We start from the raw sequence: 23,702 nt of genomic DNA on the forward strand, positions 1-23,702 counted from the left end.
CCACACCGGCGACCTCGCGTGATCAACTGTCGTCCGTTCGATGCCGTGGTGCCTGCCTGCGTCACCGAACGTAGCCCTCGACGAGGGAGATGACGGCTGCGGGCCGGCCGGCCATCAAGCGTCTCTCACGGCGGTGGCAGCTCTCCCGAGCCTCGGACGACGAGCTCCACCGGGACGGTCACCCGCTGCGGGGGGCGGCCCGGATCCCGCACCCGGGCGAGCAGCAGCTCCACCGCCATGCTGCCGAGGCGGGTGATGTCGTAGCGCACCACGGTGACTCCGGGCGTGAACACCCCCGCCATCTCGAAGTCGTCGAATCCGACGAAGGCCGGGAGCGGCCCCGGGTAGTTGCGCAGGGCCTGTATGAGCCCGATCGCGGCCCTGTTGTTGGTCATGAAGAACGCGGTCGGCGGGTCGGGCAGCGCGAGCAGCCGCAGCACCTCCTGCTCCACCTGCCAGGGGTCGAACACGCCGGTCAGGCACAGCGCCGGATCAACGGCGACTCCGGCGGCGCGCAGTGCCGTACGGTGTCCCTCGGCCCGGGCGCGCACCGAGCTCAACGGGTCGTTGTCCGAGATGAGGGCGATCCGCCGGTGACCGTAGGCGAGCAGATGCCGGGTGGCGAGCAGGCCACCCGCCTCGGCGTCGAGCAGCACCGCGTCCGTGTCGGGCAGTCCCTCGGGCACGCGGTCGACGAACACCGCGGTGAGCCCGCTCGCGAGATATTCGGCCAGCCAGGTGTGATCCCCGGCGGTGGGGACGATGACCATGGCGTCGACGCCCCTGCCGTACATCGTGTTGATGAGCATGATCTCTCGGTCGGCCCGCTCTTCGTAACTGCCGAACACCACCAGGGCCTCGTGGGCCGAGGCGGCCGTCTCGATGGCCTTGGCCAGGCGTGAGTAGAACTCGTTGGAGATGTTCTCGATCACCAGGCCCAGGGTGAGGACCGAATCGCCGCGTGCCAGCCGGCTGGCGGCCTCGTTGCGCCGGAAGCCCAGCGCGGTGATCGCGTCCTGGACGCGTCGCACCAGGTCCTGCCGTACGTGAGGTTCCTGATTCACCACCCGGGAGACCGTCTTGAGGCTGACCCCCGCGTGCTGGGCGACGTCAGCCATGGTGGTTCTTCGGCGGCTCATCTCCGTCCTCTCCTGAATCGCCCGAGCGGGCTCCCCGGATCATGTTGTACCTTGCGCAGTCATGAACGGACACATCAACGACGACTGGATCTGCGGCCGGTACGGCGAGGACGAGCCCTGGATGCTGGGCGCGGTGAACCCGCCGGTCTTCGAGAACTCCCTGTTCACCTTTCCCACGGTGCAGGCGCTGTCGGAGAGCCTGGCGGACGAGGACGAGAAGTACGTCTACTCGCGCGGCACGAACCCCACCGTGGACCTGCTCCAGCGCAAACTCGCCGCGCTCGAACGGGGAGAGCGGGCCAAGTGTTTCGGGTCGGGGATGGGTGCCATCTCGGCGACGATCTCCTCGCTGGTCTCCGCGGGCGACCACGTGATCGTGGTGGGAGCGATCTACGGCCCGACCACCCAGTTCCTCCGCTACCTGGAGAAGTTCGGGGTGTCGCATACGACGGTGCACACCGATAATCCTGACGTACTTGACAGCGTTGTCAATCCGCAGACCAAAATGGTGTACCTGGAGTCGCCGTCGTACATGCGTTTCGGGATCATCGACCTCCGCGCCTTCACCGGGTGGGCGCGCGAGCGGGGTCTGACCACGGTGATGGACAACACCTGGGCGACGCCGATCTTCCAGAAACCGCTCACCATGGGCGTCGACCTGGTCGTGCACTCGCTGTCGAAATACATCGGCGGCCACAGTGACCTGATCGGTGGCGTCGTGGTGGGCTCCACGCGGCTGATCCGGCCGATCGCGCTGACCGAATACCAGTTGTACGGCGCCGCCCTGTCGGCGCACGAGGCGGCGAAGGCGATCAAGGGGCTCCGCACCCTGCCCGTCCGCATGCCGGCGCACCAGGAGCGTGGCCTGCGGGTGGCGGAGTTCCTCGCCGAGCACCCGGCGGTCCGCGCGGTCAACCATCCTGGACTGCCGGGTCATCCAGGGCACGAGCTCGCCCGTGCGCAGATGACCGGCTTCTCCGGTCTCTTCAGCATCGAACTGGACACCGAGGAGATCGCGGAGGTGACCCGTTTCGTGGACGCCCTGCGATGCTTCCGCGTCGGCGTCTCGTGGGGCGGATTCGAGAGCCTGGTCATCGCGCCCGCGCTCACCGTGCGGGAGTCCCTGCGGGCCACGATGGGCATTCCGCTGGGGCTGGTCCGGCTCTCGGTAGGGCTGGAGGACGCCGACACGCTGATCGCCGACCTCGCCGAGGCGCTGAAGGCATCTTGACGGATCGCGGACGGTTCCATGTAGCATCCCCGTCATTCAGCGCTGTGACAGCGCTGTCAACGGACCATCTCTGGGGAGACCATGAGAAGACTCCACAGGCTCGCCATCCCGCTGGTCGGTGTGCTGACCATGACACCGGTCGGCTGCGGTTCCGACAACGACGCCGGCACGGTCCGGCTGCGCATGATCGAGAGCCTCACCAGCCCGGACCGCACCAAGCTGATCAGACAACTGCTCTCCGACTTCGAGCGGCAGAACCCGGGGATCAAGGTCGAGCTGGTCTCGCCGCCCCTGGAGAACGCCGACCGGAAGATCACCCAGGTGCTGCAGACCAAGAAGGACCTCGACGTGCTGGAGGTCCGCGACCACACCGCCAAGTCGTTCTCCAACAACGGCTGGCTGGCCGAGATCCCGGTGCAGAGCTGGCCCGGCTGGAGCGGGCTGACCGAACTCGCCAGGAAGAAGGCGGTCGAGGTGGGCGGCAAGCCGTACCTCATCCCCTACGGCTTCTACGAGAAGGTGCTCTTCTACCGGTCGGACTGGCTGCGCGAGGCCGGCGTCGCGCAGCCGCCCACCACGTGGCAGGAGGTCTACGACACCGCCAAGAAGTTGACCGACAAGGGCAGGCGGCGCTACGGCTACTCCTTCCGAGGCGGCAAGGGCGGCTTCGACTACGCCGTCCTGATCGTCAGCGCGTTCAACGGCGACAAGGTGGACCCGGGCAGGTCGTTCTTTCTGAAGGACGGCAGGACGATCTGGTCCACGCCGGAGGCCGCGCAGGCCATGAACCTGTTCCTGAGCCTGTTCAAGGAGGCCTCCCCCGCCGACTCGGTCTCATGGAGCTTCCCGGAGATGGTGCAGGGCTTCACCGCCAACGTCACCGGCATGCTCATCCAGGACCCCGAAGTGATCAAGACGGTCGAGGAGAGCGGCATCGCGAAGGACGGGTGGAGCACCGTCCCGATCCCCAAGGGACCTGGCGGGTACGCGCTGCAGCCCGTCGGATACGCCGGCTGGGGCGTGACGTCCTTCAGCACGCACAAGGCCGAGGCGGTCAAACTCGTCGAGTTCCTCAGCGCGGACGCGCAGAGCACGGAGTTCGCCAAGGGCAACTCGCTCATCCCGATCGCCACGGCCGCCCAGCAGGACCCCCAGTTCTCGGGGGGAGCCTGGAAGGCGTACCTGGACGCCCAGCAGGACGACAAGCAGGTGATCACAGTTCGGCCGGTCGACTACCCGGGGTGGAGCGAGTGGCAGCAGGCCGCCGACAAGGACATCCAGTCCCTGCTGACCGGTGACAGGACGGTCGCGGACGTACTGAGCGCCTGGGACGCGTTCTGGATCGATCAGGCGAAGAAGAAAACGTCGTGACAGCGGTCAGGGAGATCGGCTCGCGCGGGCGGTCCGCCGCCCGCGCGGCCCGGCCGGCCTTCGACGGGCGGCGAGCCCGGTTCATCGCGCTCTGTCTGCTGCCCGGGGTCGTGTTCGTCGCCGTGTTCACGTACTACCCCATGATCCGGGGCGGTGTGATCGCGTTCCAGCGCTACAACCTGTTCGACCTGACGGCCACGCCGTTCGCCGGGCTGGAGAACTTCCGCGCGGTCCTCGCCGACGACCGGTTCTGGACCGCGCTCGGCAACACCGGGATCTGGGTGTTCGCGTCCCTGACCTTCCAGTTCGTGCTCGGCTTCGGCCTGGCCCTGCTGCTGCGGCGGCACTTCCGCGGTCGCGGGCTCTACCAGGCGTGGGTGTTCTTCCCCTGGGCCATGTCGGGCTTCCTCATCGGGTTGCTGTGGCGCTGGATGTTCAACGGCGAGTTCGGCGTCGTCAACGACCTGCTGATCAAGGCCGGCCTGGTCGACGAGCCGATCGGCTTCCTCTCCTCGCCGGGGTGGGCGATGACCTCGATCATCGTCGCCAACGTCTGGTACGGCGTGACGTTCTTCGCCATCATGATCATCGCGGCCCTTCAGTCCGTGCCACGGGAACTGTACGAGGCGGCGGACGTCGACGGAGCCTCCCGGGTCAAGCAGTTCGTGCACGTGACGCTGCCGGCGATCCGGACCACCCTGGTGCTCATCGTGCTGCTGCGGATCATCTGGATCCTCAACTTCCCCGATCTCATCTACTCGATGACCGGCGGTGGCCCGGCCGGGAGCACGCACATCGCCACGACCTACCTCATCGAGCAGGTGCAGAACGGCGACTACGGGAAGGCGGGCGCGGTCGGCGTCTTCGTGCTCGGGCTGCTGCTGTCGTTCAGCGTTTTCTATCTCAACGCCACCCGATTCGAGAAGGCGAGGGACTGACCCGTGCACCGCCCGACCTCGCTGATCGCCCGGACCGCAAAGGCCGTCGTCCTCGGTATCTGGTTACTGATCACTGTCTTCCCGCTCTACTGGATCCTGGTCACCTCGCTGAAACCCACCTCGGAGATCTTCGCGGTGCCGTTGCGCTACCTGCCCGGCAGCCCCACGCTGGACCACTACCGCGAGCTGTTCTCCTTCTCCTCGTTCGGCACGTATCTCGTCAACAGCCTGATCGTCTCGCTGGTGTCGGGCGTCGTGGTCACCGTGATCGGCGTGCTGGGCGGCTACGCGCTGGCCCGTTTCCACTTCCCCGGGCGTGGCGCACTCATGCTCGCCTATCTGGTCACCCAGATGATCCCGCTGTTCATCGCGCTGGGCCCGCTGTATCTGATGATGTCCGGCCTCGAACTGCTCAACCGGCTCAGCGGGCTGATGCTGGTCTACGTCGCCATGCTTGTGCCGTTCTCGACGATCATCATGCGCGGCTTCTACGAACGCATTCCGACCGCGCTCGAAGAGGCCGCCATGGTCGACGGATGCTCGCGGCTGACGGCGATGGTGCGCGTGGTCGTGCCCGTCATGCTGCCCGGCATCGCCGCCACGTTCATCTTCGGCTCCGTGCAGTGCTGGAACGAACTCTTCCTCGCCATCGCCTTCATCGACAGCGAGGAGACCAAGACCATCCCGGTCGCGATGAACTCGTTCATCACGCAGTACGACATCGACTGGGGCCCGATGGCGGCGGCCACGGTGGTTTCGATCATCCCCACGCTGGTGCTTTTCTCGTTCGCCCGCCGCTACATCGTGGAGGGTCTCACATCCGGCGCGGTCAAGGGCTGAATGATCACCTGCCGGGGGCGCTCCACGCGCGGGTGGCCGCCGTTCAGCCGGACCGGATGTGTCTGACTCCGGTCCACGCCCGGCGCAGGCGTCCCCGCAACGCCCCGTCCGTGTCCGGGGCGAGCCTCGACCCGACCGAGGCGGCGATGTGGTCGACGGTGCGGAGGCGCCGCATCACCGCGGTGAAGTGCCGTCGCGGGTCCGGGATCGGGCCCGTTCCCCCGGCGGCAGGTGAGATTCGACCAGGGCCCGCTCGTCATCGGTGAGGTCACCACGCGTCATGTCCGGTGCTCTATCAGGCTCAGACGGCGCCACGCAGGAGAATCCGCGACTTGATGATCTGAACCCCGGCCAGGCCCTGGATCACCACATAATCGGTGTGTGACTGTACATCACGTTAACTGTGGAACCATGCGTCCGCTCGGTGGGCCGGAGATGGTCTGCCACTGCCTGATCGTGCAGACCGGCGACGGTCTCACCCTGGTCGACACCGGGATCGGCGTCGGCGCCTTCCTCGGGTTCACGATGACGACCGGTGCGGTGCTGGATGTGTCAGAGACCATGCCCGCCCGGCTGCGCGCTCTCGGCTACGACCTCGGTGACGTACGCGACATCGTCCTCACCCACCTGGACGTCGACCACGCGGGCGCGCTGCGGCACTTCCCGCGGGCGCGGGTGCACCTGCACGCCGCCGAGCTGGAGGCGGCGCTGCGCCCGCCGACGGCGGGTGAGCGGAGCCGTTACCGGCCCGTCCAGTGGGAGCACGGCCCGTCCTGGGTGACGTACGGCGAGGCGGGCGAGCCGTGGCTCGGTTTGGAGGCCCGCCCGCTGGACGGGGTCGACGGCGTGGCGCTGGTGCCGCTGGCGGGGCACAGCCGGGGCCATTCCGGAGTGGCGGTCCGTGACGGCGACGGCTGGCTGTTGCACGCCGGTGACGCCTACTACGTGCGGGGAGAGCTGGCCGACCCGCCGCGATGCCCCCCGCACCTGCGGCTGGCGCAGTGGTCGGTCGCCACCGACCACCGCTCGCGACTGGCCAACGTGCGGCGGCTGAGCGAGCTGCCGCCCGGCGTCCGCGTCTTCAGCGCCCACGACGCCCAGGAACTGGCGGCCTTCGCCTGACCCGTCCGACCCGGTAGTGGCCCTCGCGCCGTCAGGCCGCCCATCCGCTGAAAGGTATTACACGGTGTTACTTCCATTGTGCGGTCAATATCTGAACGCCAATCCATGATTTCAAGATCGCCGTCGGGCATGTGAATGGCGCACAAAGCTGAGCATCTCTGCTTTGACCCGCGCAGTCGCATGCGGTCAATCACCGCCAACGGCAGTCGATCGGCCCGGAAGCGGTCTTCAAAACCGACGAGGCCGAGGCCCTCGGCCTGGCGGGTCCGGTTCCCGTCCGCCTCCGCCACCTGGGAAACGCGCGACAACCGAGAGAATGCCCCGCCGATCCAGCCTTAATGATTTTCCTGAGACCCGATGGGAACAAAGTGGGAACAGCGCGTCATGAACGTTCCTGCGTGGACTCCCGCCGCTCCGGAATGAGTGCCACCACCTTCTCCGCCGCGCCGTCCTGCACGGCCTGGCGAACGAGCTGACAGAGGTCCCGGACGCTGCGGACAACTCCGTTCGAGGCCCACCTGTACAGCAGAACGCCCGCTCTCTTCCGGGAGGGTGGGCGTTCTGCTGTCTGGAGTCAGGCCGGCAGGTCCCAGCACGGGCCGCCCGGCTCACCCAGCCACACGTGTTGGCCGTCCCCGATGACCGTGAGGCCGAATGCCGACTGGTGCGGGGAGCCGGCGTCCTGCCAGAGCAGGATGGCGTCCTCGACGGCGTCCCACAGCCGTAGGGGGCCGTGCTGGTGCACCGTCCACCCCCCCGCCGGGGTTCGGCCGGGTGTCGGCGCGGGAGCCGGTGGCGACGTCCAGCAGGATCGTCGTGTCGCCGGCGGATGCCCGCTGGGCGGCCGGTGCGGCGAGCTGGGCGACGAACAGGGCGGCCTCGTCGTCCAGGATCGCCGGGTCGACGCGCGTCTCGCGGGCGTCTCCGACGCCGGTCCTGACCGGCGGCCGGGGCGGCGGCATGTGGGAGCGGGCCCGCATGAAGTACAGGTCATCCGGCAGGAACCGTCCGCTCGCCTCGCCGTCGCCGGTGAGGGTGAGGTGCGCGAACGCTACCCCGCCCATCCACCCCCACGTGGGGGTGGTGATGGTGCCGCCGATGCGGATCTGGTCCATCCACGCCGGCGGGATGGTCCGCACTGAGCAGGTGCCGATCAGCCGGTCGTACGGGGCGCCGTCCGGGTGGCCGTGCAGGCCGTCCCCGACTACGAGGGTCGGGGCGTACCCGGCCGCGGCGATGGCCTTGCGAGCTCGCTCGGCCACGGCGTCGTCGTATTCGATCGACGTCACCGCCTTGTCGCCGAGCCGGTGGCACATCAGCGCGGTGGAGTAGCCGGTGCCGGTGCCGATCTCCAGCACCCGGTCGTCCTCGCCGATCTGAGCGGCTTCCAGCATCCGCACGACCAGGCTCGGAGTGGTGGACGAGGAGCTGGGTGAGCCCGTCGTCGCGCCGGCCGCCTGTTCGGCGAGGACGCCGTCGACCTGGGTCACCCAGGTTCCGTCGGTGTAGACCAGGCGCAGCCAGTCGTCCTCGTCCATGTCCGTGCGGCGAGCGGCTGCCCACAGGTCGCCGCGGGCCGCGTCGCCCAGGAGGACGGCGTCGCCGACGAACAGTTCCCGCGGCACCTCCTCCAACGCCGTGCGCCAGCCTGCGGATCCCACAGTGTCCGCCAGTGCGCGGCGGAGCTTCTCGGCGGTGTCGCTCACGACCACCATCCCTCCAAGATCAGCTCGGCGACGGCGTGCGCCATCGCGTCCGCATCAGGTAACCAGCCCCACTGGCCGTTGGGATTGCATTCGACGAAGGTCCAGCCGCCGGCGGTGTCGAGGGCGAAGTCGAAACAGCCGAACACCAGGCCGAAGGCGGCGAGGTAGGCATGCAATGCACCCTTGATCGACTCGGGCACGTCGATGGGCTCATGGGCGAGCTGCTCCCAGTCGCCGCTACGCCAGTCCAGGTCGCCGTCGGGGGAGGTGATCCGGTGGGCGAACACCTTCCGCCCGATGACAGTCACCCGGACGTCCGCGGTCTTGGGTACCTCCTGCTGGAACAGGTGGGCAGTCACCGCCACCGAATCATCCAGCTCGGCTGAGGTGACCTGCTGCGTCCAGATCGCCGACCGGCGGCCATCCGCTCCGGCCGGCACCCCGCGGAAGGACTTGTAGATGATCGGGCCGTGCTCGGCGAACGCGCGGGCCTGCTCGACGTCGTTGGTGATCAGAGTGCGGGGGATGGTCAGCCCGAGCTGGGCGGCCATCTGGAGCTGGGCGGGCTTGTAGTCGGCGCGGCTGATCGCCTCGGGGTGGTTGACGTACACCGCGCCACGCAGGCTGCGCAGGATGCCGCCGAGCCCATGCTGAGCCTCGACGGAGGCGAACTGCTGCTCCACGGCGGGCAGGTGGGCGAACCGCGCGGAGTACGAGGTGGGGCGGCGGTAGTACACCGCCCCGACCTCCTCCAGCGCGATGTCACGGCTCGAAGTGCGGAGCCGGCCAGCCCACTCCTCACGGTCATCGCCGATGGAGGCGCTGAACACCAACCCGGCGCCGATGTCGGCGGGGTCGACCCGGACGACCCGCACCTGACGGTCGTTCAAGACCTCGATCACCAGGTTGGCGGTGACGTCCTCCGCCGAGGTGATGACCAGCACAGTCTGAGGGGAGGGCTGCATGAGCTTCTACCCGTCGGTGTTGGAGTCGTCGGCGACGTTCGAGCTGCCGCTTGAGCCGTCGGAGCCGCCGCCCTTGGACGTGGTGACGGTCGTCTTGGCCATGTCCACGATCAGGCCGGCCTGGTTACGGAAGGCGGTGAGCTGGGTCACCGGGTCGAGGTCGACGGTGTCGTACAGCGCCTCGCCCTCCGGGAGAGGCGCGGTCGTCCGGCTTAGTCCCCAGGGGATCTGGGCGAGGGGCGGGTGTTCTGCGGTGATGGTCATCGCGGTCCCTTCTCTGGTGTGACGTGGCGCTTGCCTGTGCTCTCACGGTGGCCTTGGCTCTGGGGTGCTGTCATTGCCGGAGTGGAGCGCCCAGCATTGAGGGTCGGTGTCAATCACGCTCGGATGGGCTGCACGGTAAGTACTGATGCGGTTACGGTGCTTGTGCTGGCGTTCGCGAGCGCGGAGGTCCCCCCATGGGGCAGATCACCAGATCACGGCGTGCCCAGATCCAGCGTGAGGCGGCCATCATCCGCATGCGGGGGCAGCGGAACGGGGTCTCACTGGAGCGGATCGTCACCGTCATGCGCAGCACCCTGCCCGAACTGTCGCCGCTGGAGGCATGGCGGCTGGCCCTGGGCTGGTCCCGAGCCCAGGCCGTCGCCCAGGTCGCGGACCTGTACCTCGCTGATGGACTGAAGCCGCCGGCGTTGTCGGAGCCCATGCTGTGCCGGTGGGAGCACGGCCCTGACCGACCGGGCCCGGAGTACACCGAAATGATCGCCCGCGCCTACGGTGCCCGTGTCGATCAGCTCGGGGTGAGGCCGCGGTGCGTGTGCGGCGCGGACCTTGGCGGTTATGGTCAGCAGACGGCCCCGCTGATAGTCCCTGGAGTAGAGATGACCGCAGCAGGACTGCCCGCCGTTCGAGAGTCGCTCCGCCTGGCCCTGCTGGACGCCCCATACGGTGGGCCGGTCGTGGTCGAGCTCGCGGAGGCGGCCGTCGAGCACTACGCGCTCCACTACTCCCGCCACGTCCCGGCTCACCTGTTCGACGAGGTGCACGCGGCCCGCAGCCTGCTCGGCGAAGCCTTGGCCGCACCGGTCAACGCCACGATCGGCGCCGAGCTGCGGCGCGCGGCCGGCTGGTTGTCAGCGCTGCTGGGCAACCTGGCTTTCCACCTGGCCGACCACGCCGGTGCCCGCGCGCACCTGGCCGTCGCCGCATCGTTCGGTGAGCACGTCGGCGACGCACGGCTGACCGCGTGGGCCTACGGGGCGCAGAGCATGGTTGCCCGCGCCCGCGGAGACCTCCCCACCGCCCTGCGCCACGCTGAGGCCAGTGCCGCTCACGCTGTCGGACAGCTCGGCCACGCGCAGGCCCTGGGCTGGGCGCTACTACCAACCCTGGCGCGGCTCGGTCGAGCCGCCGATGCTGAGCAGGCCCTGACCGAGGCGACAATCGCACTGGATGCCGACCCCGCCGGCGGGGCGCCGGGCCGGTTCGGATTCGACGCCGCCGAGCTCGCGCTGCATGAGGCTGAGGCGTGGCTGGCGCTCGGCAACTCCGATCGGGCGCTGGTCCGGGCCAGCGCGTCCGCAGCGTCCTGCGTGACCTACACGCCAGGCTGGGCGGCGGCGACGTTGGTGGTGGCTCAGGCTGAGGTTGGGGTGCAGCCGGGCGATGCAGCCGCCCGGGCGTTGGACGTGCTGGAGTGGGTCCCGGCCGAGCGGCTGCGCTCTACCGCCCGGAGCCGGTTGGGCGTGCTCACTGTGGCTCTGGGCGGCGCGGATGCTGCGTCGGCGCGGGACCTGCGTGAGCGGGTGCGGGATCTGCCGCCGGTCGCCCGGTAGGGCCGGTGGTCTGGACTCCCCTCGCCGGAGGCGGGATCGGACATGACGAAGCCCCCGCCCGTGCTGGGATGCTGTTGGCAAATCCTGAGACAGGATAACCCTGTCCGTGATGACTTTGTTACATCTAGTCATCACGGGCGGAGTGATCGTCTTCCGGGAGGTTCGGTGTCGTTGCATCCATCTGAGCTGGTAGTCATCCCCGCTGAGACCGAGCGGGTAGCGCGGACGGTGTTCCCCACCAGCTGTCTGGTGATGCGGATACGCGACCTACTGGGGCCGATCTTCACCGATGCCGAGTTCGCCGACCTGTTCTCCTCTCGCGGCCAACCCGCACTGTCCCCGGGCCGACTGGCCCTGGTCTCGGTGTTGCAATTCGCCGAGAACCTGACCGATCGTCAAGCCGCACACGCAGTCCGCGCCCGGATCGACTGGAAATACGCATTAGGTCTGAGCATTGACGATCAAGGCTTTGACTTCTCGGCGCTGAGCGAGTTCCGCTCTCGGCTGGTCAACGGCCATATGGAGCAGCGGGTCCTCGATGCGGTACTGGAAGCGGCCCGGCAAGCGGATCTACTCAAAGCAGGTGGCCGCCAACGCACCGACTCCACTCACGTCCTGGCTGCTACCCGAAATCTCAACCGACTGGAATTTGTTGCTGAGACACTGCGCGCCGCGTTGAACCGGATCGCCGTCATCGAACCGGAATGGCTGCTGAGCGTGGCCGATCCCAGATGGTTCGATCACTATGGCAAGCGCCCGGAAGACACTCGGTTCCCAGCTCGATGGACGGCCCGGATCAAGCACGGCGATCAGGTCGGAATCGACGGGATGGTCTTGCTGCGCGCGATCACCGCTCCGCATGCACCGGCGACGCTGCGCTGGCTGCCGGCGGTCGAGGTGTTGCGCCAGGTGTGGATTCAGCAGTACTACACCGATGACCAGGGGACCCGCTGGCGAACGCCGGCCGAGACCCCGCCGGCCTCGGTCCGCCTGGTCGGCCCGTATGACACCCAAGCCCGCACGGGAACCAAGCGCGAGGTCTCCTGGGACGGCTACAAGGTCCACCTCACCGAGATCTGCGAGCCCGACGCCCCACATCTGATCATCAACGTGCTGACCACCACCGCCCCCGTCAGCGACATGAAGGTCGCCGATCAGATTCACGCCCGGTTGGACGAGCGCGGCATCGTTCCTGGTGAGCACTTGGTGGACGCCGGGTACATCGACGCCGGGCACATTCTCAATGCCGCGGCCGATCACGGCATCACCTTGATCGGGCCGTTACGCTCTGACACCAACGTGCAGAAGACCAGCGATCAGGGGTTCGACAACAGCCGTTTCACCATCGACTGGGACAATGAGCAGGTCATCTGCTCCAATGGTCAGAGCAGTGTGACGTGGCATCCCGCTAACAGCCACCGGGGGACTCCCGTCACCCGGGTCCGCTTCGCCCCTCGTCATTGCAACCCCTGCCCAGTCAAACAGCATTGCACCGACTCGGTTAACGGTCGCAGCCTCACCCTGCGACCCCGAGCTGAACATGAGATTCTGATCCGCAATCGCGCAGAGCAGCAGGAATCCGGTTGGCGACAGTGCTACCAGCAGCGCTGCGGTATCGAGGGCACCATGAGCCAAGCCGTCAACAGATACGAAGCACGTCGCTCACGCTACCGAGGAACCGCCAAGACGGCTTTGCAGCATCTCCTCACCGCCACCGCAATCAACTTGGCCCGTCTGGACGGTTGGATCACCGGCGCCCCGCTTGCTGCGACCCGCGCGAGTCCTTTTACGGCGATCCGCCTCGCTGTCCAATGACAGGAGGCGGATTCGCCAACAGCATCCCAGGTAGAGGAGGGGCCACCAGTCGTCGAGGCCGGACCTCGTGTACAACGACAGCGCGTGAGAGTGCACGCTACTGAAGGGCATCCGCCGGGAACCGTCCCGCCACAGGGCCGCGAGCATGGCCCGGCCGGCACCCAGGCCGTGGGACCGGGGGTCGACGAACAGGTCGCAGAGCATGGTGGTCTCCTCCGGACCGCTGCCGATCCGGCGGATCGCGCCGAATCCCGTCACCGCACCGCGATGCTCGGCGACCACCACCCGGCCGCAGGAGAGCAGGTGTCCCACATAGGCCGGGTCCGCGCCCGTCCACTCCTCATCCTGCCCGGCCGCGACCGCCACCGTCGCGATGGCCTCCAGGTCACCGATGGTCGCGTCCCTTACGCGCATGTCCGTCACGGCCCTACTGTGCTACGGGCCCCGGCGGCATATGGAGAGCGGGACCGCGGGTCAGGGAGACTGCGGGCCTCGGCGACGCGTGGAAAGGGGGACCGCGGGACAGAGGGAATGCGGGGGTCGGACGCTGGGGTTCAGGAGCCGGATGCCGGGGCGGGCCGGCCCAGGCTCCACACCCGCACCCTGCCGTCGAAGTCGGCGGCGAGGAGGACCTGCCGCCCTTCCAGTTCCGTCACCAGCATCGACGTGATCCCGTAGGTGGGGGTGCCGAACACTTTGCCGATCTGCTCGCGGGTGGCCAGGTCCCACACCCGTATCCCGTCGTAGCCGCCGGAGACGACGACCGGCCGCCCCTGCAGCTCCGTCACCACCACCGACTCGACGCCTTCGGTGTGGCCGGTGAACGGCCTGCCGAGCTGCTCACGCGTGGCCAGGTCCCACACCCGCACCGTGCTGTCGTCGCCACCGGAGGCGCCGGAGACGACGACCGGCCGCCCCTCGAACTCCGTCACCGTCACCGTCACGGTCGTGTCCCCGTCGGTCTGCGCGGTGAACGGCCTGCCGAGCTGCTCACGCGTGGCCAGATCCCACACCCGCGCCCCGTCGCCACCGGCCGAGACCACGACCCGCCGCCCCTCCAGCTCCGTCACCACCACCGACTCGGCTGCGACGGTGTGGGTGAACGGCCTGCCGACCTGCTCGCGGGTGGCCAGATCCCACACCCGCACCGTGTTGTCGCCACCGGCCGAGACGATGACCCGCCGCCCCTCCAGATCCGTCACCACCACCGAGGCGATCCCGCCGGTGTGGGCGGTGAACGGCCTGCCGGTCTCCTTCCGGGTGGCCAGATCCCACACCCGCACCGCGCTGTCGCCGCCGCCGGAGACCACGACCGGCCGCCCATCCAGCTCCGTCACCACGGCATGAGCACCGGTGTTGTGGGCGGTGAACGGCCTGCCGGTCTCCTTCCGGGTGGCCAGGTCCCACACCCGCACCACTCTGTCGCCGCCCGAGACGACGACCTGCCGCCCCTCGATCTCCGTCACCGCCTCCACCGATGAGGCCTCGTCGGTGCGGGCGGTGAACGGCCTGCCGACCGGCATGCCGAGAGGGATGGTGCTCGGAGAACGGCCGGGCGTCGGATCGGAGGTCGCGGAGGGACCCGTGGACGGTGAAACGGAGGGTTCGGGGAGGCCCGCGGGCGATGATGACGGGGTGGAGGTCGCGGAGGGACCCGTGGGCGACGGAGCGGAGATTCCGGGGAGCTCCGGCTGCCACAGCCAGAAGGCCCCGGCGACCAGGGTGAGGACGGTGACGGCCGCCCCGGCGGCCAGGAGGCGGCGCCGGGCGGGACGGCGTGGGGGCTGGGATACCGGGGGCGCGGCGGGAGGGCTCGGGGCCCGGGACACCGAAGGCTCGACGGGAGGACTCGGGGCCCGGGATGCCGGAGAGGTGACAGGAGAACTCGGATCCTGGGACAGCGGGGGCTCGGCGGGAGGGCTCGGCCGGTGATCCACGGGGGTGGGTTCCCCGCGGGTGAGGGTGGCGAGCAGGCCGGTGACGGCAGGACGGGCGGCGGGGTCTTTGGCCAGGCAGGCGGCCAGCAGCGGGCGCAGACGCTCGGGCACTCCGGCGAGGTCGGGTTCGCGGTTGGAGACGGCGTTCATCACCGCCGCCGCGACGTCGCCGGGGAACGCCCGATGCCCGGTGGCGGCGAACACCATGGTGGCGGCCCAGCTGAACACGTCCGACGCCGTACCGGCCTGGTGACCGTCGAGCTGTTCCGGCGACAGATAGGCGGGGGTGCCCACCAGGCCCGATGACGTGGTGGTGCCGTCCAGCACGCGGGCGATGCCGAAGTCGATGACCACGGGCCCCTCCGACCCCATGATCACATTGTCGGGTTTGAAGTCGCGGTGGACGATGCCGGCCCGGTGGATCGCGGCCAGCGCCGTCAGGGTGGCGACCGCGAGCCGGTCCAGGCCGCTGCCGGTCCGCGGCCCGTCGCCGGTGACCAGCTCCCTCAGGGAGGGCCCCGGGATGTACTCGCTGACCAGGTAGGGACGGTCGCCGGCGATCCCCAGGTCCAGGACCTGGGCGGTGCAGAACGCCGCGACCCGGCGGGTGACCTCCGCCTCGCGTATGAACCGCCGGCGCACCATGGGGTCGGCCGCCATCCGGACGTGCAGCAGCTTGACCGCGACCTGGCGGTCCGACGGATCGCGGCCGAGGTAGACCACGCCCTGGCCGCCGTCACCCAGCACGCCGGTCAGCCGGCAGCCGCCGATCCGCTCAGGATCATCCGCGGCCAGCGGGCCGGGACCGGACACCCCGCACCTCGTCTCCTTGACCCGTGGGCGGGCGGCCGGAGCCGCCCTTGATCCAAGAGTTGACGATATGCGCCGGCCTGCCGTAGCAGAAGCCCCGCGGCCGGGGATGCTCCCGGAGATCTCGGTCACGCGGCGGGCAGGCGGCCCTCCGGCGTCGGCGCGGCCGTCTCCAGCAGTCGCTCGATGAGGTCGGCGGCGCGGGTGGTGCCGCCCTCGGCGCGGACCTCGGCGCGGATCTTCTCCAGCCGCAGCGCGACCTCCGGGTCGGAGGTGAGCTCCAGCAGGGCGGCGCGCAGTGCCTCGGGGGTGGCCTGCGCGGTGTCGATCCGCCGGCCGACGCCGAGCTCGACGATCTTGTCCGCGTTGTCGAACTGGTCGGTGGCCTGCGGGACGGCGATCATCGGGACGCCGCAGTACAGACCCTCCTGGGTGCCGCCCATGCCCGCGTGGGTGACGAACGCGTCGGCCTGCTCCAGGATCGACAGCTGCGACACCCAGCGGTGCACCTCCACGTTGGCGGGGATCTCACCGAGCTCGGCCGGGTCGACGAACCTGCCGATCTGCAGCACGACGTGCCAGCCGGGCAGGTCGCCGAAGGCGGCCAAACAGGAGCGGTAGAAATCGGGCAGGTCGGTGAAGGCCGAACCCAGGGAGACCAGCAGCACCTTTCCGGCGCCGTCCGGCCGCTTCCACGCCTCCTGGTGGGAGCGCTCACCGAAGCACGGCCCGGTGAAGGTGATCCGCGCGGGGTCGACCCGGTCGGCGTTGGGCTGCATGACCCGCGGGATGAGCGCGAGCGCCCGCTCCGGGTAGCCGACGAACGCCTGGGAGTCGGTGCCGGTGATGCCGTTGTCGGCCAGCCACCGGTCGAACCGCCGGTAGTGCTCGGCTCCGCCGGGCGCCTTCTTCAGCTCCTCGATCATCGGCGCCGTGTCCTCCTTGTAGCCCTCCCAGGCCACGTAGGTCGGCGAGAGCTGCATCGCCGGGATGCCCCAGTTCTCGGCGAGGATCCGCGCCGAGTAGCCGCCGATGTCGTAGAGGAACAGGTCGGGCCGGTCGTCGCCGTAGGTGGCGCGGAGCTGCGGCAGCATGGAGATCGCGTCGTCGAGGAAGACGTCGAGCTGGGCGATCGTGTCCTCCGGCCAGCCGTCGGGATCGTTCATGGGCAACGTCGAGGCGTACGGCACGAGCTCGGCCCCGGCCCCCTCGATCACCTCGGCGAACGACGGGTCGTTGGCGTAGGTCACCCGGTGCCCCCGCGCCACCAGCTCCCTGATCACCTCGATGCCGGGGTTCACATGACCCGGGGCGGGGATGCTGACCATGGCTATGTGCGCGCGCCGGGGTATGCGGCCTCCCCTTGGTTGCATCCATTTTAACGACGAAACGTCTCGTCTCATCTTGGAACGCTTCCATCGCGCCCTCCGCCTCTCCCCCTGTCAAAGCATCGGGTCCACCGTCGTACGGCGGCCCGGCCTCCGCCCCCGGCACGAGCGCGGTCCGGCCACGCCGGCCCCCGGGAAACGGACACGCCTCTTTCCATCACGTAATGTGACGTCATATCGGCCGATCTCATCGACATAACCGAGGACCGCGAAACCAGGAAATCCGAATATGCACTATTTCTTGTTGGACAGAGCTCGTGCGTGAGGGAAACGGGTCCCGCGCGGCCGTCCGCCCGGCCGCCGGAGCCGCGGGTGCGGCCATGCTGGCCGTCCTGGCCATGAGCTCCTCCTGTGGGACCGATGACCCGCCACCCTCCGCGCCACCGGCCGCCTCACCTGCCGCGCCGTCGCCGGCCACTCCGCCGGAGAAGATAAAGCCGGCCTCCGTATCACCGGCCCAAATGGCGAAATTACCAATTGCCACGACTTATGCGACATTACGCCGAGCGCCCCGGGATCACCGGCCATTCGGAACGGCGAACGGGGTCATCGTCCACCCCGAAGGGAAACAGGTGATCTATTCCCGTCCCGGTGGACCACCGGTGGCGATTCTGCCTCCCACGCAGTTGGAGGACCCGACCTGGGTGCCGGTGGTGCAGACGCTGCCGGGATGGGCGCGGATACTGCTGCCGAGCCGGCCGAACCGGTCCACGGGATGGATCCACACCGGCGACGGCGAGGTTCGCACCGCCCGCAGCACCCATCGGGTCCGGGTAGATCTCGCCGCCCGCAGGCTCAGGCTGTTCGACGCCGGCCGCAGGACGGGGTCCTGGGCGGTGGCCGTCGGAACCGACCGGACCCCCACCCCGGCGGGGCGCACGTTCCTGCTCGCCTCCGTGTCCCCGGAGCACCCGACCTACAGTCCGCTGTTCCTCGCGCTCGGCGCGCACTCGGGCGCTCTCAGGACCTTCGCCGGCGGCCCCGCGACGATCGCCCTGCACGGCTGGCCGGACAGGGCGGCGTTCGGCCGCGAGGTGAGCTACGGCTGCGTGCGCGTCCCCGCCGCCGCGCTGCGCGCGCTCTCCCGGCTCCCCCTGGGCACCCCCGTCATGATCACCCGCTAGCCGCGAGAGGGCCGCGACCGCCGGCGGGCACCCGTCACGAGCGGGTCGCGCACACCACGGTGCCCCGCCCGCTCGGCGAGACGTTGTGGGCGAATCCGGGTTTCGTGCCTCTCAGGTCAATACATCTAGGACGTGTCCGGCGGGTCTTGCCGGCCGCCACGCCCAAGGCGGATGAGGCAGCACTCAACGAGGTCCCGCTCATTAATCATTCGACTGCCCCTCCGACCTGCGGGAAACTTCTCACGATGACACCCCGAACCGATACGCCTCCCACCTGGGACGAGCGCACGCAACTGATCACCTTCCTGGACTACGCCCGTGACACGGCGCGAGCCAAGTGCGAGGGCGTGTCCGCGGACGACGCCCGCAGGGCCCCGCTTCCGAACTCACCGCTGATGACCCTGTGTGGGCTGATCAGCCATCTGCGGTGGGTCGAGTACCACTGGTTCCAAGTAATGTTCCTGGGGGAGGAGCCCGCCGGTCCGCTCACACAGGCGAGCGACGACGACCCCGACCCCGAGATGCGGACAGCGGTCGACATTCCGTTGCCCCAGCTTCTCGCCGAATATGAGGAGCAGAGCGACCGCTACCGTCGTCTGCTGTCCGACCACGACCTGAACTCAAGGGCCAAGCGTCCCATCGGCGACGGCCGCCACGTGGACCTCCGCTGGGTGATCCTCCACCTCATCGAAGAAGTCTCCCGACACAACGGGCATCTCGACATCGTGCGAGAGCTCGTCGACGGACGGACCGGCGTCTAGGCAGCCAGCGCTGCGAAGTGTGAGGTCCTCGTCGGGGCGAGGGGCACACCCGTCAGCCACGCGTCAATCCGTGTCAGGTTCATCGCCGCGGCGGTGAGCAGGTGCTGAAGATGGGTCTTGGCGGTTCCGTGATATCGGGACCGCCTGACCCTGAACCCGTTGACGGCTTGAGAGACGGTGCCCTCGATGCCCTGACGGGCCTGGTAGCGGGCCCTCCGTTCAAGGCTGTCTTTGTTGATGCGGGCCTGCTGTAGCACCTCGTATTACTCTCGGGTTCGCAGAGTGATCCGGCGGCGGGGAATGCCGGCCCGGGTGCATTGTGGCCGGACGGGACACGGCGCAGTCTTTCCGGGCGAACTGGACCTTGATGATCTCTGCGCCGCTTTTGTCCAGCTCGTAGGCCCATCGCTTGCCGATATCGACACCAGCGCGAGCCGTGTCGGCGACAGGGCAGGCTGCCGCGAGTCGAAACGCCTCGGCGAAGTCCTCGTCTTCGAACAGCACTCCCAGCTCGCCACGGATCCTGATCGCCATGCTCCCTTTGTGGAACGCCGCCCACGCCACCTCTCCGGTAGTTGCAGGGATCAGCTCAGAACCCGCCGGACGCAACGACACCGAAGATCTCGTTCCCACGCAGAACACAAAGAGCAGCCCCATGATCACAGCTGTGATCATGGGGCTGCTTCGTTTTGGATAATCCGCCAACAGTGTCCCGAAGGGCAGGGGCGTGGAGGGATGCCAGCTGAACTATTCGCCGATCTTCTTCGCGTAGAGGGTGACCAGCGTGTCGATCGGCACCTTGCGGCCCGCAGCGGGGGTTTGCCGGGTCACCACCCAGTTACGGTCGAAGATCTGTAAGCGGTTCTGGCCGGTGGCGTCTTTGTCGTTGAGAACGTAGAACCCGGCGGCCTGCATCGTGTCCTGCCCCTTCTGTAGGTTCATCCCGACCACATTCGGCAGCGTCTTCTTCACCGCCTTCTTTACCGCGGGGGTGGGCTCCTTGTCTTCCTGCTTGTCTTCCTGCGTGATCGGCTTGCGGGTCGTCTCCGCGGGTGCCGGCCGAGTCGTGGTGACGGTCGCTGCTGGCGCCGCGCTGCCCGCGCCCGTGCTGCATCCTGCAAGGGCTGTGACGAACACGGCGGCGATGAAATGACGGGCGGTCCTCACGGTGATCACTCCTAGGGTGGCGTGTGGTAAGGGGACGATCGGCGTGGGTGACGGGTTGGCTGGTGAGCTGGGTTCTGTTGGGGCTCCTGATTGCCTGTAGGGCCGAACGGCGTTCAGGGGAGCGCGAAGTCAAGATCGCCTGGACCGGCTGATAATCCGAGCTATCAGTCCGCTTGTAGGTAGCGGGGTAGACATCCGGCCGCCAGGCCGGGACGCAGCCGGCGGCGCTCCCGCTCTGACCGGTCACCCCGTACGCCGAACGCCTCGCCGTTGTCGAGCGCGTAGGCCAGACCGTCGGTCCGTACCTCACACGAGGGGCAGACCTGCTCCGCGTCGCGGACCGAGCCGCCCTTCTCCGGAAAGAACATCTCTGGATCGGCTCCGGCGCGTCGGGCGAAGTCCTGCCGACCGTGTCCCCTGGCGGTAGCGGCAACTACGGGAAACTACGGGAAACTATGGGAGTCGTTGAGAGGTGACGGGAGATGCCTTTAGCGGACCTTTAGCGGACTTCGAAATCGACGCGGCCGAGGTCCTCGGCCTGGCGGGTTGGATTCCCGTCCGTCTCCGCCACTTGGGAAACGCCTCCGCCACCTGGGAAACGCGGGAAAGCCGGAGAGGGCGACCGTGCCGGTTCGACCGCCTGATGCGCGTCCTCCGTGTGCCGGGCGGGGGTGTGCGGACGATGTCTCGGAGGCCCGCCTCCTGTGGTGAATTGCCGCTTGCTGTCCTGATGGATAGCGGGAGTTCTTTCTGTCCATAAGTGGACAAATATGGATGAATCATTGCCGGTCCCATGGAGTCATATAAGGATGATCTCGACCTGGAGCGCCCATTCGGCGGCGGATCCACGGCAGAAGGGAACCCCCCACATGAGATTCAAAAAATCCCTGACCATCGCGACGACCCTCGCTCTGTCGTCCGCCCTCACGCTCACCGTCACCGCGACTCCGGCTCAAGCTGTGACCTGCACCAGAGGGTGGTCCACCGACCTGCACACCGCCTGGATCGACTGCGACAACGGCAACACCACGGGCCGGTTCCGGCTCAAGGCGCTGTTCTGCAGCGGCACCGGATGCGCCTGGAGATACGGGCCCGACAGGTACTACCAGGGGGGAGGCGCCTCCTCGCACACGGACGCCATCTGGGTGGACACGAACAACATCACCTACGAGGATCGCGGGCCGGGCTCGTTCACGTCCGACTGATGGGCTCGTTCACATCCGGCTGACAGGCGCCCCCGCCCGTTCTTCTCGCGGGAGAGCGGGCGGGCACCTCGCGGCCGGAGCCGGACGTGTCCCGGGTGAGGGAGACAGGTCGAGGTCCTCGGCCCGGCGGGTTCGATTCCCGTCCGCCTCCGTTCTATTTTCGAACCATGGACTCACGCAGGCGCGTGCCCCGCACCGACCTCGTGCTCGCCGACCCGCGGCTGGCCGCGACGGTGGGGAGGTTGGGCCGGGCGGTCGTCAAGGACGCGGTGGCACATGCCCAGCGGCGGGCGCGGCAGGGCGAGATCGCGCCCGAGGAGGTCGCGGACGCGGCCGTGGCGGCGCTGCCGCCGTACGCCGCCAGCATGCGGCCGGTGCTCAACATGACCGGCGTGCTGCTCCACACCAATCTCGGCCGCGCGCCCCTGTCGGCCGCGGCGGTCTCCGCGGCGGCCTCCGCCGCCGGCTCCGCCGACGTGGAGTTCGACCTGGCCACCGGCGCCCGCGCCCGTCGCGGGCGGGGCGCGGTGGAGGCGCTCGCCCGGGCCGTGCCCGCGGCCGAGGACGTGCACGTGGTCAACAACAACGCCGCCGCGCTCGTGCTGGTGGCCACCGCGCTCGCCGCCGGGCGGGAGATCGTGATCAGCCGGGGCGAGCTGGTGGAGATCGGCGACGGGTTCCGCATCCCCGACCTGCTGGTCTCCACCGGTGCCAGGCTGCGTGAGGTGGGCACCACCAACCGCACCTCCCACGCCGACTACGCGGCCGCCGTGGGAGCGGAGACCGGGTTCGTGCTCAAGGTGCACCCGTCCAACTTCCGGATCGAGGGCTTCACCGGCGCGGTCGAGGTCGCGGAGCTCCGCGACCTCGGCGTGCCCGTCGTGGCCGACATCGGCTCCGGCCTGCTGGCGCACGAGCCGCTGCTGCCCGGGGAGCCCGACGCGGCGGGCGCGCTCAAGGCCGGTGCCGACCTGGTCACCGCCAGCGGCGACAAGCTGCTCGGCGGGCCGCAGGCGGGCCTGCTGCTCGGCCGCCGTGACCTGGTCGAGCGGTGCAGGCGGCACCCGCTCGCCCGTGCCCTGCGGGTGGACAAGCTGACGCTGGCCGCGTTGGAGGCCACCCTGCGCGGCCCGGCCACGCCCGTCCACGAGGCGTTGCACGCCGATCCGGCGGCGCTGGGCCGGCGCGCCGAGGCGCTCGCCGGGGAGCTGGCCGGAGCCGGGGTCGACGCGAGAGCCGTGCCGAGCGAGGCCGCCGTGGGCGGCGGGGGAGCGCCGGGGGTGCGGCTGCCCAGCGCCGCGGTGAGCCTGCCCGAGCGGTTCACCGTACCGCTGCGGACCGGCGAGCCCCCGGTCGTCGGCCGGGTGGAGGGCGGCCGGCTCCTGCTCGACCTGCGGACCCTCCCCCCGGACCGGGACGGCGACGTGGTGCGGGCGGTCCTGAGGGCGCGGGGCTGATGCACGTCGTCGCCACGGCGGGCCACGTCGACCACGGCAAGTCCACGCTGGTGCGGGCGCTCACCGGGATGGAGCCCGACCGGCTGGCCGAGGAGCGGCGGCGGGGACTGACGATCGAGCTCGGCTACGCCTGGACGGCGCTGCCCTCGGGGGAGCGGCTGGCCTTCGTCGACGTCCCCGGGCACGAGCGGTTCCTCGGCACGATGCTGGCCGGGGTGGGGGCGGTGCCCGCCGTCATGTTCGTGGTGGCGGCCGACGAGGGCTGGATGCCGCAGTCCGAGGAGCACCTGGTCGCCCTGGAGGCCCTCGGGGTACGGCACGGCCTGCTCGTGGTGACCCGCTGCGACCTGGCCGACCCCGGGCCGGCGGCCGATCAGGCCCGGGCCCGCCTGGCCGCCGGTGGCCTGGGCGGGGCCGGGACGCTGGCGGTGAGCGGGCGCACCGGGCAGGGCCTCGGCGAGCTGCTGCGGGCGCTGGACCGGCTGGTGGCCGCGCTGCCGGCGGCCGATCCGCGGGCGCCGGTGCGGCTCTGGATCGACCGGGTCTTCAGCGTGCGGGGCAGCGGCACCGTCGTGACCGGGACGCTGCCCGCGGGCACGATCGCGGTCGGGGACGAGCTGGCCCTCCCCGGCGGGCCGGTGCGGGTGCGGGGACTGGAATGCCTGAAGGAGCCGCTGGCCTCGGTGACCGGCGTGGCGCGGGTGGCGGTCAACCTGCGCGGGCAGGGCCTCCCCGGGCGGGGCGAGGCACTGGTCACGCCGGGCGGCTGGACGTGCACCGACCTGGTGGACGTGCGGCTCCGCCACCCTGCGCGCCGGCTACCAAACCCCGCCTGAGGAGACCCGTGCCCGCAGAGCCGTACCTGATCGCCGGCATCCGCACCATGCCGGA

Annotated in this window: 21 protein-coding genes, 1 tRNA gene and 2 pseudogenes; 13 read left to right on the forward strand and 11 right to left on the reverse strand. The window is 69.3% G+C overall.

Annotated elements, in window-relative coordinates; all coding sequences use genetic code 11:
- Positions 1 to 125: 125 nt before the first annotated feature.
- Entirely contained in the window at positions 126 to 1,139 is a 1,014-nt protein-coding gene (locus tag ACWDS7_RS15005) for a LacI family DNA-binding transcriptional regulator (RefSeq protein WP_451929742.1), read from the reverse strand.
- A gap of 61 nt (positions 1,140 to 1,200) precedes the next feature.
- On the opposite strand from ACWDS7_RS15005, the gene ACWDS7_RS15010 reads away from it, so the two are divergent.
- The 5 genes from ACWDS7_RS15010 (at position 1,201) to ACWDS7_RS15030 (ending at position 6,641) form a co-directional block, all read left to right on the forward strand.
- Positions 1,201 to 2,370 carry a trans-sulfuration enzyme family protein gene (locus ACWDS7_RS15010; protein WP_451929743.1) on the forward strand — a complete coding sequence of 390 codons (1,170 nt, stop codon included), beginning with the start codon at positions 1,201 to 1,203 and terminating at the stop codon, positions 2,368 to 2,370.
- A gap of 81 nt (positions 2,371 to 2,451) precedes the next feature.
- A complete protein-coding gene (locus ACWDS7_RS15015) occupies positions 2,452 to 3,741 on the forward strand; it encodes an ABC transporter substrate-binding protein (protein WP_451929744.1) in 1,290 nt (429 codons plus the stop codon).
- Positions 3,738 to 4,679, forward strand: a complete 942-nt coding sequence (locus ACWDS7_RS15020; RefSeq protein WP_306875204.1) for a carbohydrate ABC transporter permease — start codon at positions 3,738 to 3,740, stop codon at positions 4,677 to 4,679. The genes ACWDS7_RS15015 and ACWDS7_RS15020 overlap by 4 nt, the downstream gene beginning before the upstream one ends.
- 3 nt (positions 4,680 to 4,682) lie before the next feature.
- A complete protein-coding gene (locus ACWDS7_RS15025) occupies positions 4,683 to 5,519 on the forward strand; it encodes a carbohydrate ABC transporter permease (protein ID WP_306875201.1) in 837 nt (278 codons plus the stop codon).
- Positions 5,520 to 5,930: 411 nt separating this feature from the next.
- Entirely contained in the window at positions 5,931 to 6,641 is a 711-nt protein-coding gene (locus ACWDS7_RS15030; protein WP_451929745.1) for an MBL fold metallo-hydrolase, read from the forward strand.
- A 608-nt stretch (positions 6,642 to 7,249) separates the two neighbouring features.
- On the opposite strand, the gene ACWDS7_RS15035 is transcribed toward ACWDS7_RS15030, so the two are convergent.
- The 3 genes from ACWDS7_RS15035 to tgmA are packed head-to-tail and all read right to left on the reverse strand — an operon-like array spanning position 7,250 to position 9,576.
- Positions 7,250 to 8,347 (reverse strand): methyltransferase domain-containing protein, encoded by a 1,098-nt coding sequence (locus tag ACWDS7_RS15035; RefSeq protein ID WP_451929746.1) that lies wholly within the window; start codon positions 8,345 to 8,347, stop codon positions 7,250 to 7,252.
- A complete protein-coding gene (tgmB, locus tag ACWDS7_RS15040; RefSeq protein ID WP_451929747.1) occupies positions 8,344 to 9,291 on the reverse strand; it encodes an ATP-grasp ribosomal peptide maturase in 948 nt (315 codons plus the stop codon). Before tgmB ends, ACWDS7_RS15035 begins: the two co-directional genes overlap by 4 nt.
- 27 nt (positions 9,292 to 9,318) lie before the next feature.
- The gene (tgmA, locus tag ACWDS7_RS15045) at positions 9,319 to 9,576 is read right to left on the reverse strand and encodes a putative ATP-grasp-modified RiPP (RefSeq protein WP_451929748.1); all 258 of its coding nucleotides are present in this window, start codon (positions 9,574 to 9,576) and stop codon (positions 9,319 to 9,321) included.
- Positions 9,577 to 9,770: 194 nt separating this feature from the next.
- On the opposite strand from tgmA, the gene ACWDS7_RS15050 reads away from it, so the two are divergent.
- Both ACWDS7_RS15050 and ACWDS7_RS15055 read left to right on the forward strand, forming a co-directional pair.
- Positions 9,771 to 11,147: a hypothetical protein gene (locus ACWDS7_RS15050; protein ID WP_451929749.1), complete on the forward strand. Its 1,377-nt coding sequence runs from the start codon at positions 9,771 to 9,773 to the stop codon at positions 11,145 to 11,147.
- Between the two features lie 165 nt (positions 11,148 to 11,312).
- Positions 11,313 to 12,962 (forward strand): IS1182 family transposase, encoded by a 1,650-nt coding sequence (locus tag ACWDS7_RS15055; protein ID WP_451929750.1) that lies wholly within the window; start codon positions 11,313 to 11,315, stop codon positions 12,960 to 12,962.
- Between the two features lie 69 nt (positions 12,963 to 13,031).
- On the opposite strand, the pseudogene ACWDS7_RS15060 reads toward ACWDS7_RS15055, so the two are convergent.
- The 3 genes and pseudogenes from ACWDS7_RS15060 to ACWDS7_RS15070 all read right to left on the reverse strand — a co-directional run.
- Positions 13,032 to 13,376 (reverse strand): annotated as a pseudogene (locus ACWDS7_RS15060) (GNAT family N-acetyltransferase); the annotation flags it as partial.
- Between the two features lie 140 nt (positions 13,377 to 13,516).
- Positions 13,517 to 15,712 (reverse strand): protein kinase domain-containing protein, encoded by a 2,196-nt coding sequence (locus ACWDS7_RS15065; protein ID WP_451929751.1) that lies wholly within the window; start codon positions 15,710 to 15,712, stop codon positions 13,517 to 13,519.
- A gap of 125 nt (positions 15,713 to 15,837) precedes the next feature.
- The gene (locus ACWDS7_RS15070; protein WP_451929752.1) at positions 15,838 to 17,082 is read right to left on the reverse strand and encodes a macrolide family glycosyltransferase; all 1,245 of its coding nucleotides are present in this window, start codon (positions 17,080 to 17,082) and stop codon (positions 15,838 to 15,840) included.
- A gap of 617 nt (positions 17,083 to 17,699) precedes the next feature.
- Here ACWDS7_RS15070 and ACWDS7_RS15075 point away from each other — a divergent pair.
- Both ACWDS7_RS15075 and ACWDS7_RS15080 read left to right on the forward strand, forming a co-directional pair.
- Entirely contained in the window at positions 17,700 to 18,221 is a 522-nt protein-coding gene (locus tag ACWDS7_RS15075; RefSeq protein WP_451929753.1) for a L,D-transpeptidase, read from the forward strand.
- A gap of 245 nt (positions 18,222 to 18,466) precedes the next feature.
- Positions 18,467 to 18,982: a DinB family protein gene (locus ACWDS7_RS15080; RefSeq protein ID WP_364888296.1), complete on the forward strand. Its 516-nt coding sequence runs from the start codon at positions 18,467 to 18,469 to the stop codon at positions 18,980 to 18,982.
- On the opposite strand, the gene ACWDS7_RS15085 is transcribed toward ACWDS7_RS15080, so the two are convergent.
- The 4 genes and pseudogenes from ACWDS7_RS15085 to ACWDS7_RS15100 form a co-directional block, all read right to left on the reverse strand.
- Positions 18,979 to 19,239, reverse strand: coding sequence for a transposase (locus ACWDS7_RS15085; RefSeq protein ID WP_451929754.1), 261 nt, complete (start codon positions 19,237 to 19,239; stop codon positions 18,979 to 18,981). The genes ACWDS7_RS15080 and ACWDS7_RS15085 overlap by 4 nt on opposite strands.
- The gene (locus tag ACWDS7_RS15090; protein ID WP_451929755.1) at positions 19,202 to 19,657 is read right to left on the reverse strand and encodes a hypothetical protein; all 456 of its coding nucleotides are present in this window, start codon (positions 19,655 to 19,657) and stop codon (positions 19,202 to 19,204) included. The genes ACWDS7_RS15085 and ACWDS7_RS15090 overlap by 38 nt, the downstream gene beginning before the upstream one ends.
- Before the next feature lie 72 nt (positions 19,658 to 19,729).
- Positions 19,730 to 20,158, reverse strand: a complete 429-nt coding sequence (locus ACWDS7_RS15095; protein WP_451929756.1) for a PASTA domain-containing protein — start codon at positions 20,156 to 20,158, stop codon at positions 19,730 to 19,732.
- Between the two features lie 155 nt (positions 20,159 to 20,313).
- Positions 20,314 to 20,559: pseudogene (locus tag ACWDS7_RS15100) on the reverse strand (WhiB family transcriptional regulator); the annotation flags it as partial.
- A gap of 68 nt (positions 20,560 to 20,627) precedes the next feature.
- On the opposite strand from ACWDS7_RS15100, the gene ACWDS7_RS15105 reads away from it, so the two are divergent.
- From ACWDS7_RS15105 to ACWDS7_RS15120, 4 genes are all read left to right on the forward strand, one after another.
- Positions 20,628 to 20,719: transfer RNA gene (locus tag ACWDS7_RS15105), tRNA-OTHER, on the forward strand.
- A 299-nt stretch (positions 20,720 to 21,018) separates the two neighbouring features.
- Positions 21,019 to 21,354, forward strand: coding sequence for a hypothetical protein (locus ACWDS7_RS15110; protein WP_451929757.1), 336 nt, complete (start codon positions 21,019 to 21,021; stop codon positions 21,352 to 21,354).
- Positions 21,355 to 21,521: 167 nt separating this feature from the next.
- Positions 21,522 to 22,811: an L-seryl-tRNA(Sec) selenium transferase gene (gene selA, locus ACWDS7_RS15115; RefSeq protein WP_451929758.1), complete on the forward strand. Its 1,290-nt coding sequence runs from the start codon at positions 21,522 to 21,524 to the stop codon at positions 22,809 to 22,811.
- A complete protein-coding gene (locus ACWDS7_RS15120) occupies positions 22,811 to 23,647 on the forward strand; it encodes a GTP-binding protein (protein WP_451929759.1) in 837 nt (278 codons plus the stop codon). The genes selA and ACWDS7_RS15120 overlap by 1 nt, the downstream gene beginning before the upstream one ends.
- The last annotated feature ends 55 nt before the right edge of the window (positions 23,648 to 23,702 follow it).

This window comes from Streptosporangium sp. NPDC003464, assembly GCF_053588315.1.

Excerpts from the sequence above, each read along its gene's own strand:
- ACWDS7_RS15070 (WP_451929752.1), bottom strand. The coding sequence starts at position 17,082 with ATGCAACCAAGGGGAGGCCGCATACCCCGGCGCGCGCACATAGCCATG.
- ACWDS7_RS15050 (WP_451929749.1), top strand. The coding sequence starts at position 9,771 with ATGGGGCAGATCACCAGATCACGGCGTGCCCAGATCCAGCGTGAGGCG.
- ACWDS7_RS15030 (WP_451929745.1), top strand. The coding sequence starts at position 5,931 with ATGCGTCCGCTCGGTGGGCCGGAGATGGTCTGCCACTGCCTGATCGTG.
- ACWDS7_RS15090 (WP_451929755.1), bottom strand. The coding sequence starts at position 19,657 with ATGATCACAGCTGTGATCATGGGGCTGCTCTTTGTGTTCTGCGTGGGA.
- ACWDS7_RS15080 (WP_364888296.1), top strand. The coding sequence starts at position 18,467 with ATGACACCCCGAACCGATACGCCTCCCACCTGGGACGAGCGCACGCAA.
- ACWDS7_RS15015 (WP_451929744.1), top strand. The coding sequence starts at position 2,452 with ATGAGAAGACTCCACAGGCTCGCCATCCCGCTGGTCGGTGTGCTGACC.
- tgmA (WP_451929748.1), bottom strand. The coding sequence starts at position 9,576 with ATGACCATCACCGCAGAACACCCGCCCCTCGCCCAGATCCCCTGGGGA.
- ACWDS7_RS15010 (WP_451929743.1), top strand. The coding sequence starts at position 1,201 with ATGAACGGACACATCAACGACGACTGGATCTGCGGCCGGTACGGCGAG.
- ACWDS7_RS15005 (WP_451929742.1), bottom strand. The coding sequence starts at position 1,139 with ATGAGCCGCCGAAGAACCACCATGGCTGACGTCGCCCAGCACGCGGGG.
- ACWDS7_RS15110 (WP_451929757.1), top strand. The coding sequence starts at position 21,019 with ATGAGATTCAAAAAATCCCTGACCATCGCGACGACCCTCGCTCTGTCG.
- selA (WP_451929758.1), top strand. The coding sequence starts at position 21,522 with ATGGACTCACGCAGGCGCGTGCCCCGCACCGACCTCGTGCTCGCCGAC.
- ACWDS7_RS15120 (WP_451929759.1), top strand. The coding sequence starts at position 22,811 with ATGCACGTCGTCGCCACGGCGGGCCACGTCGACCACGGCAAGTCCACG.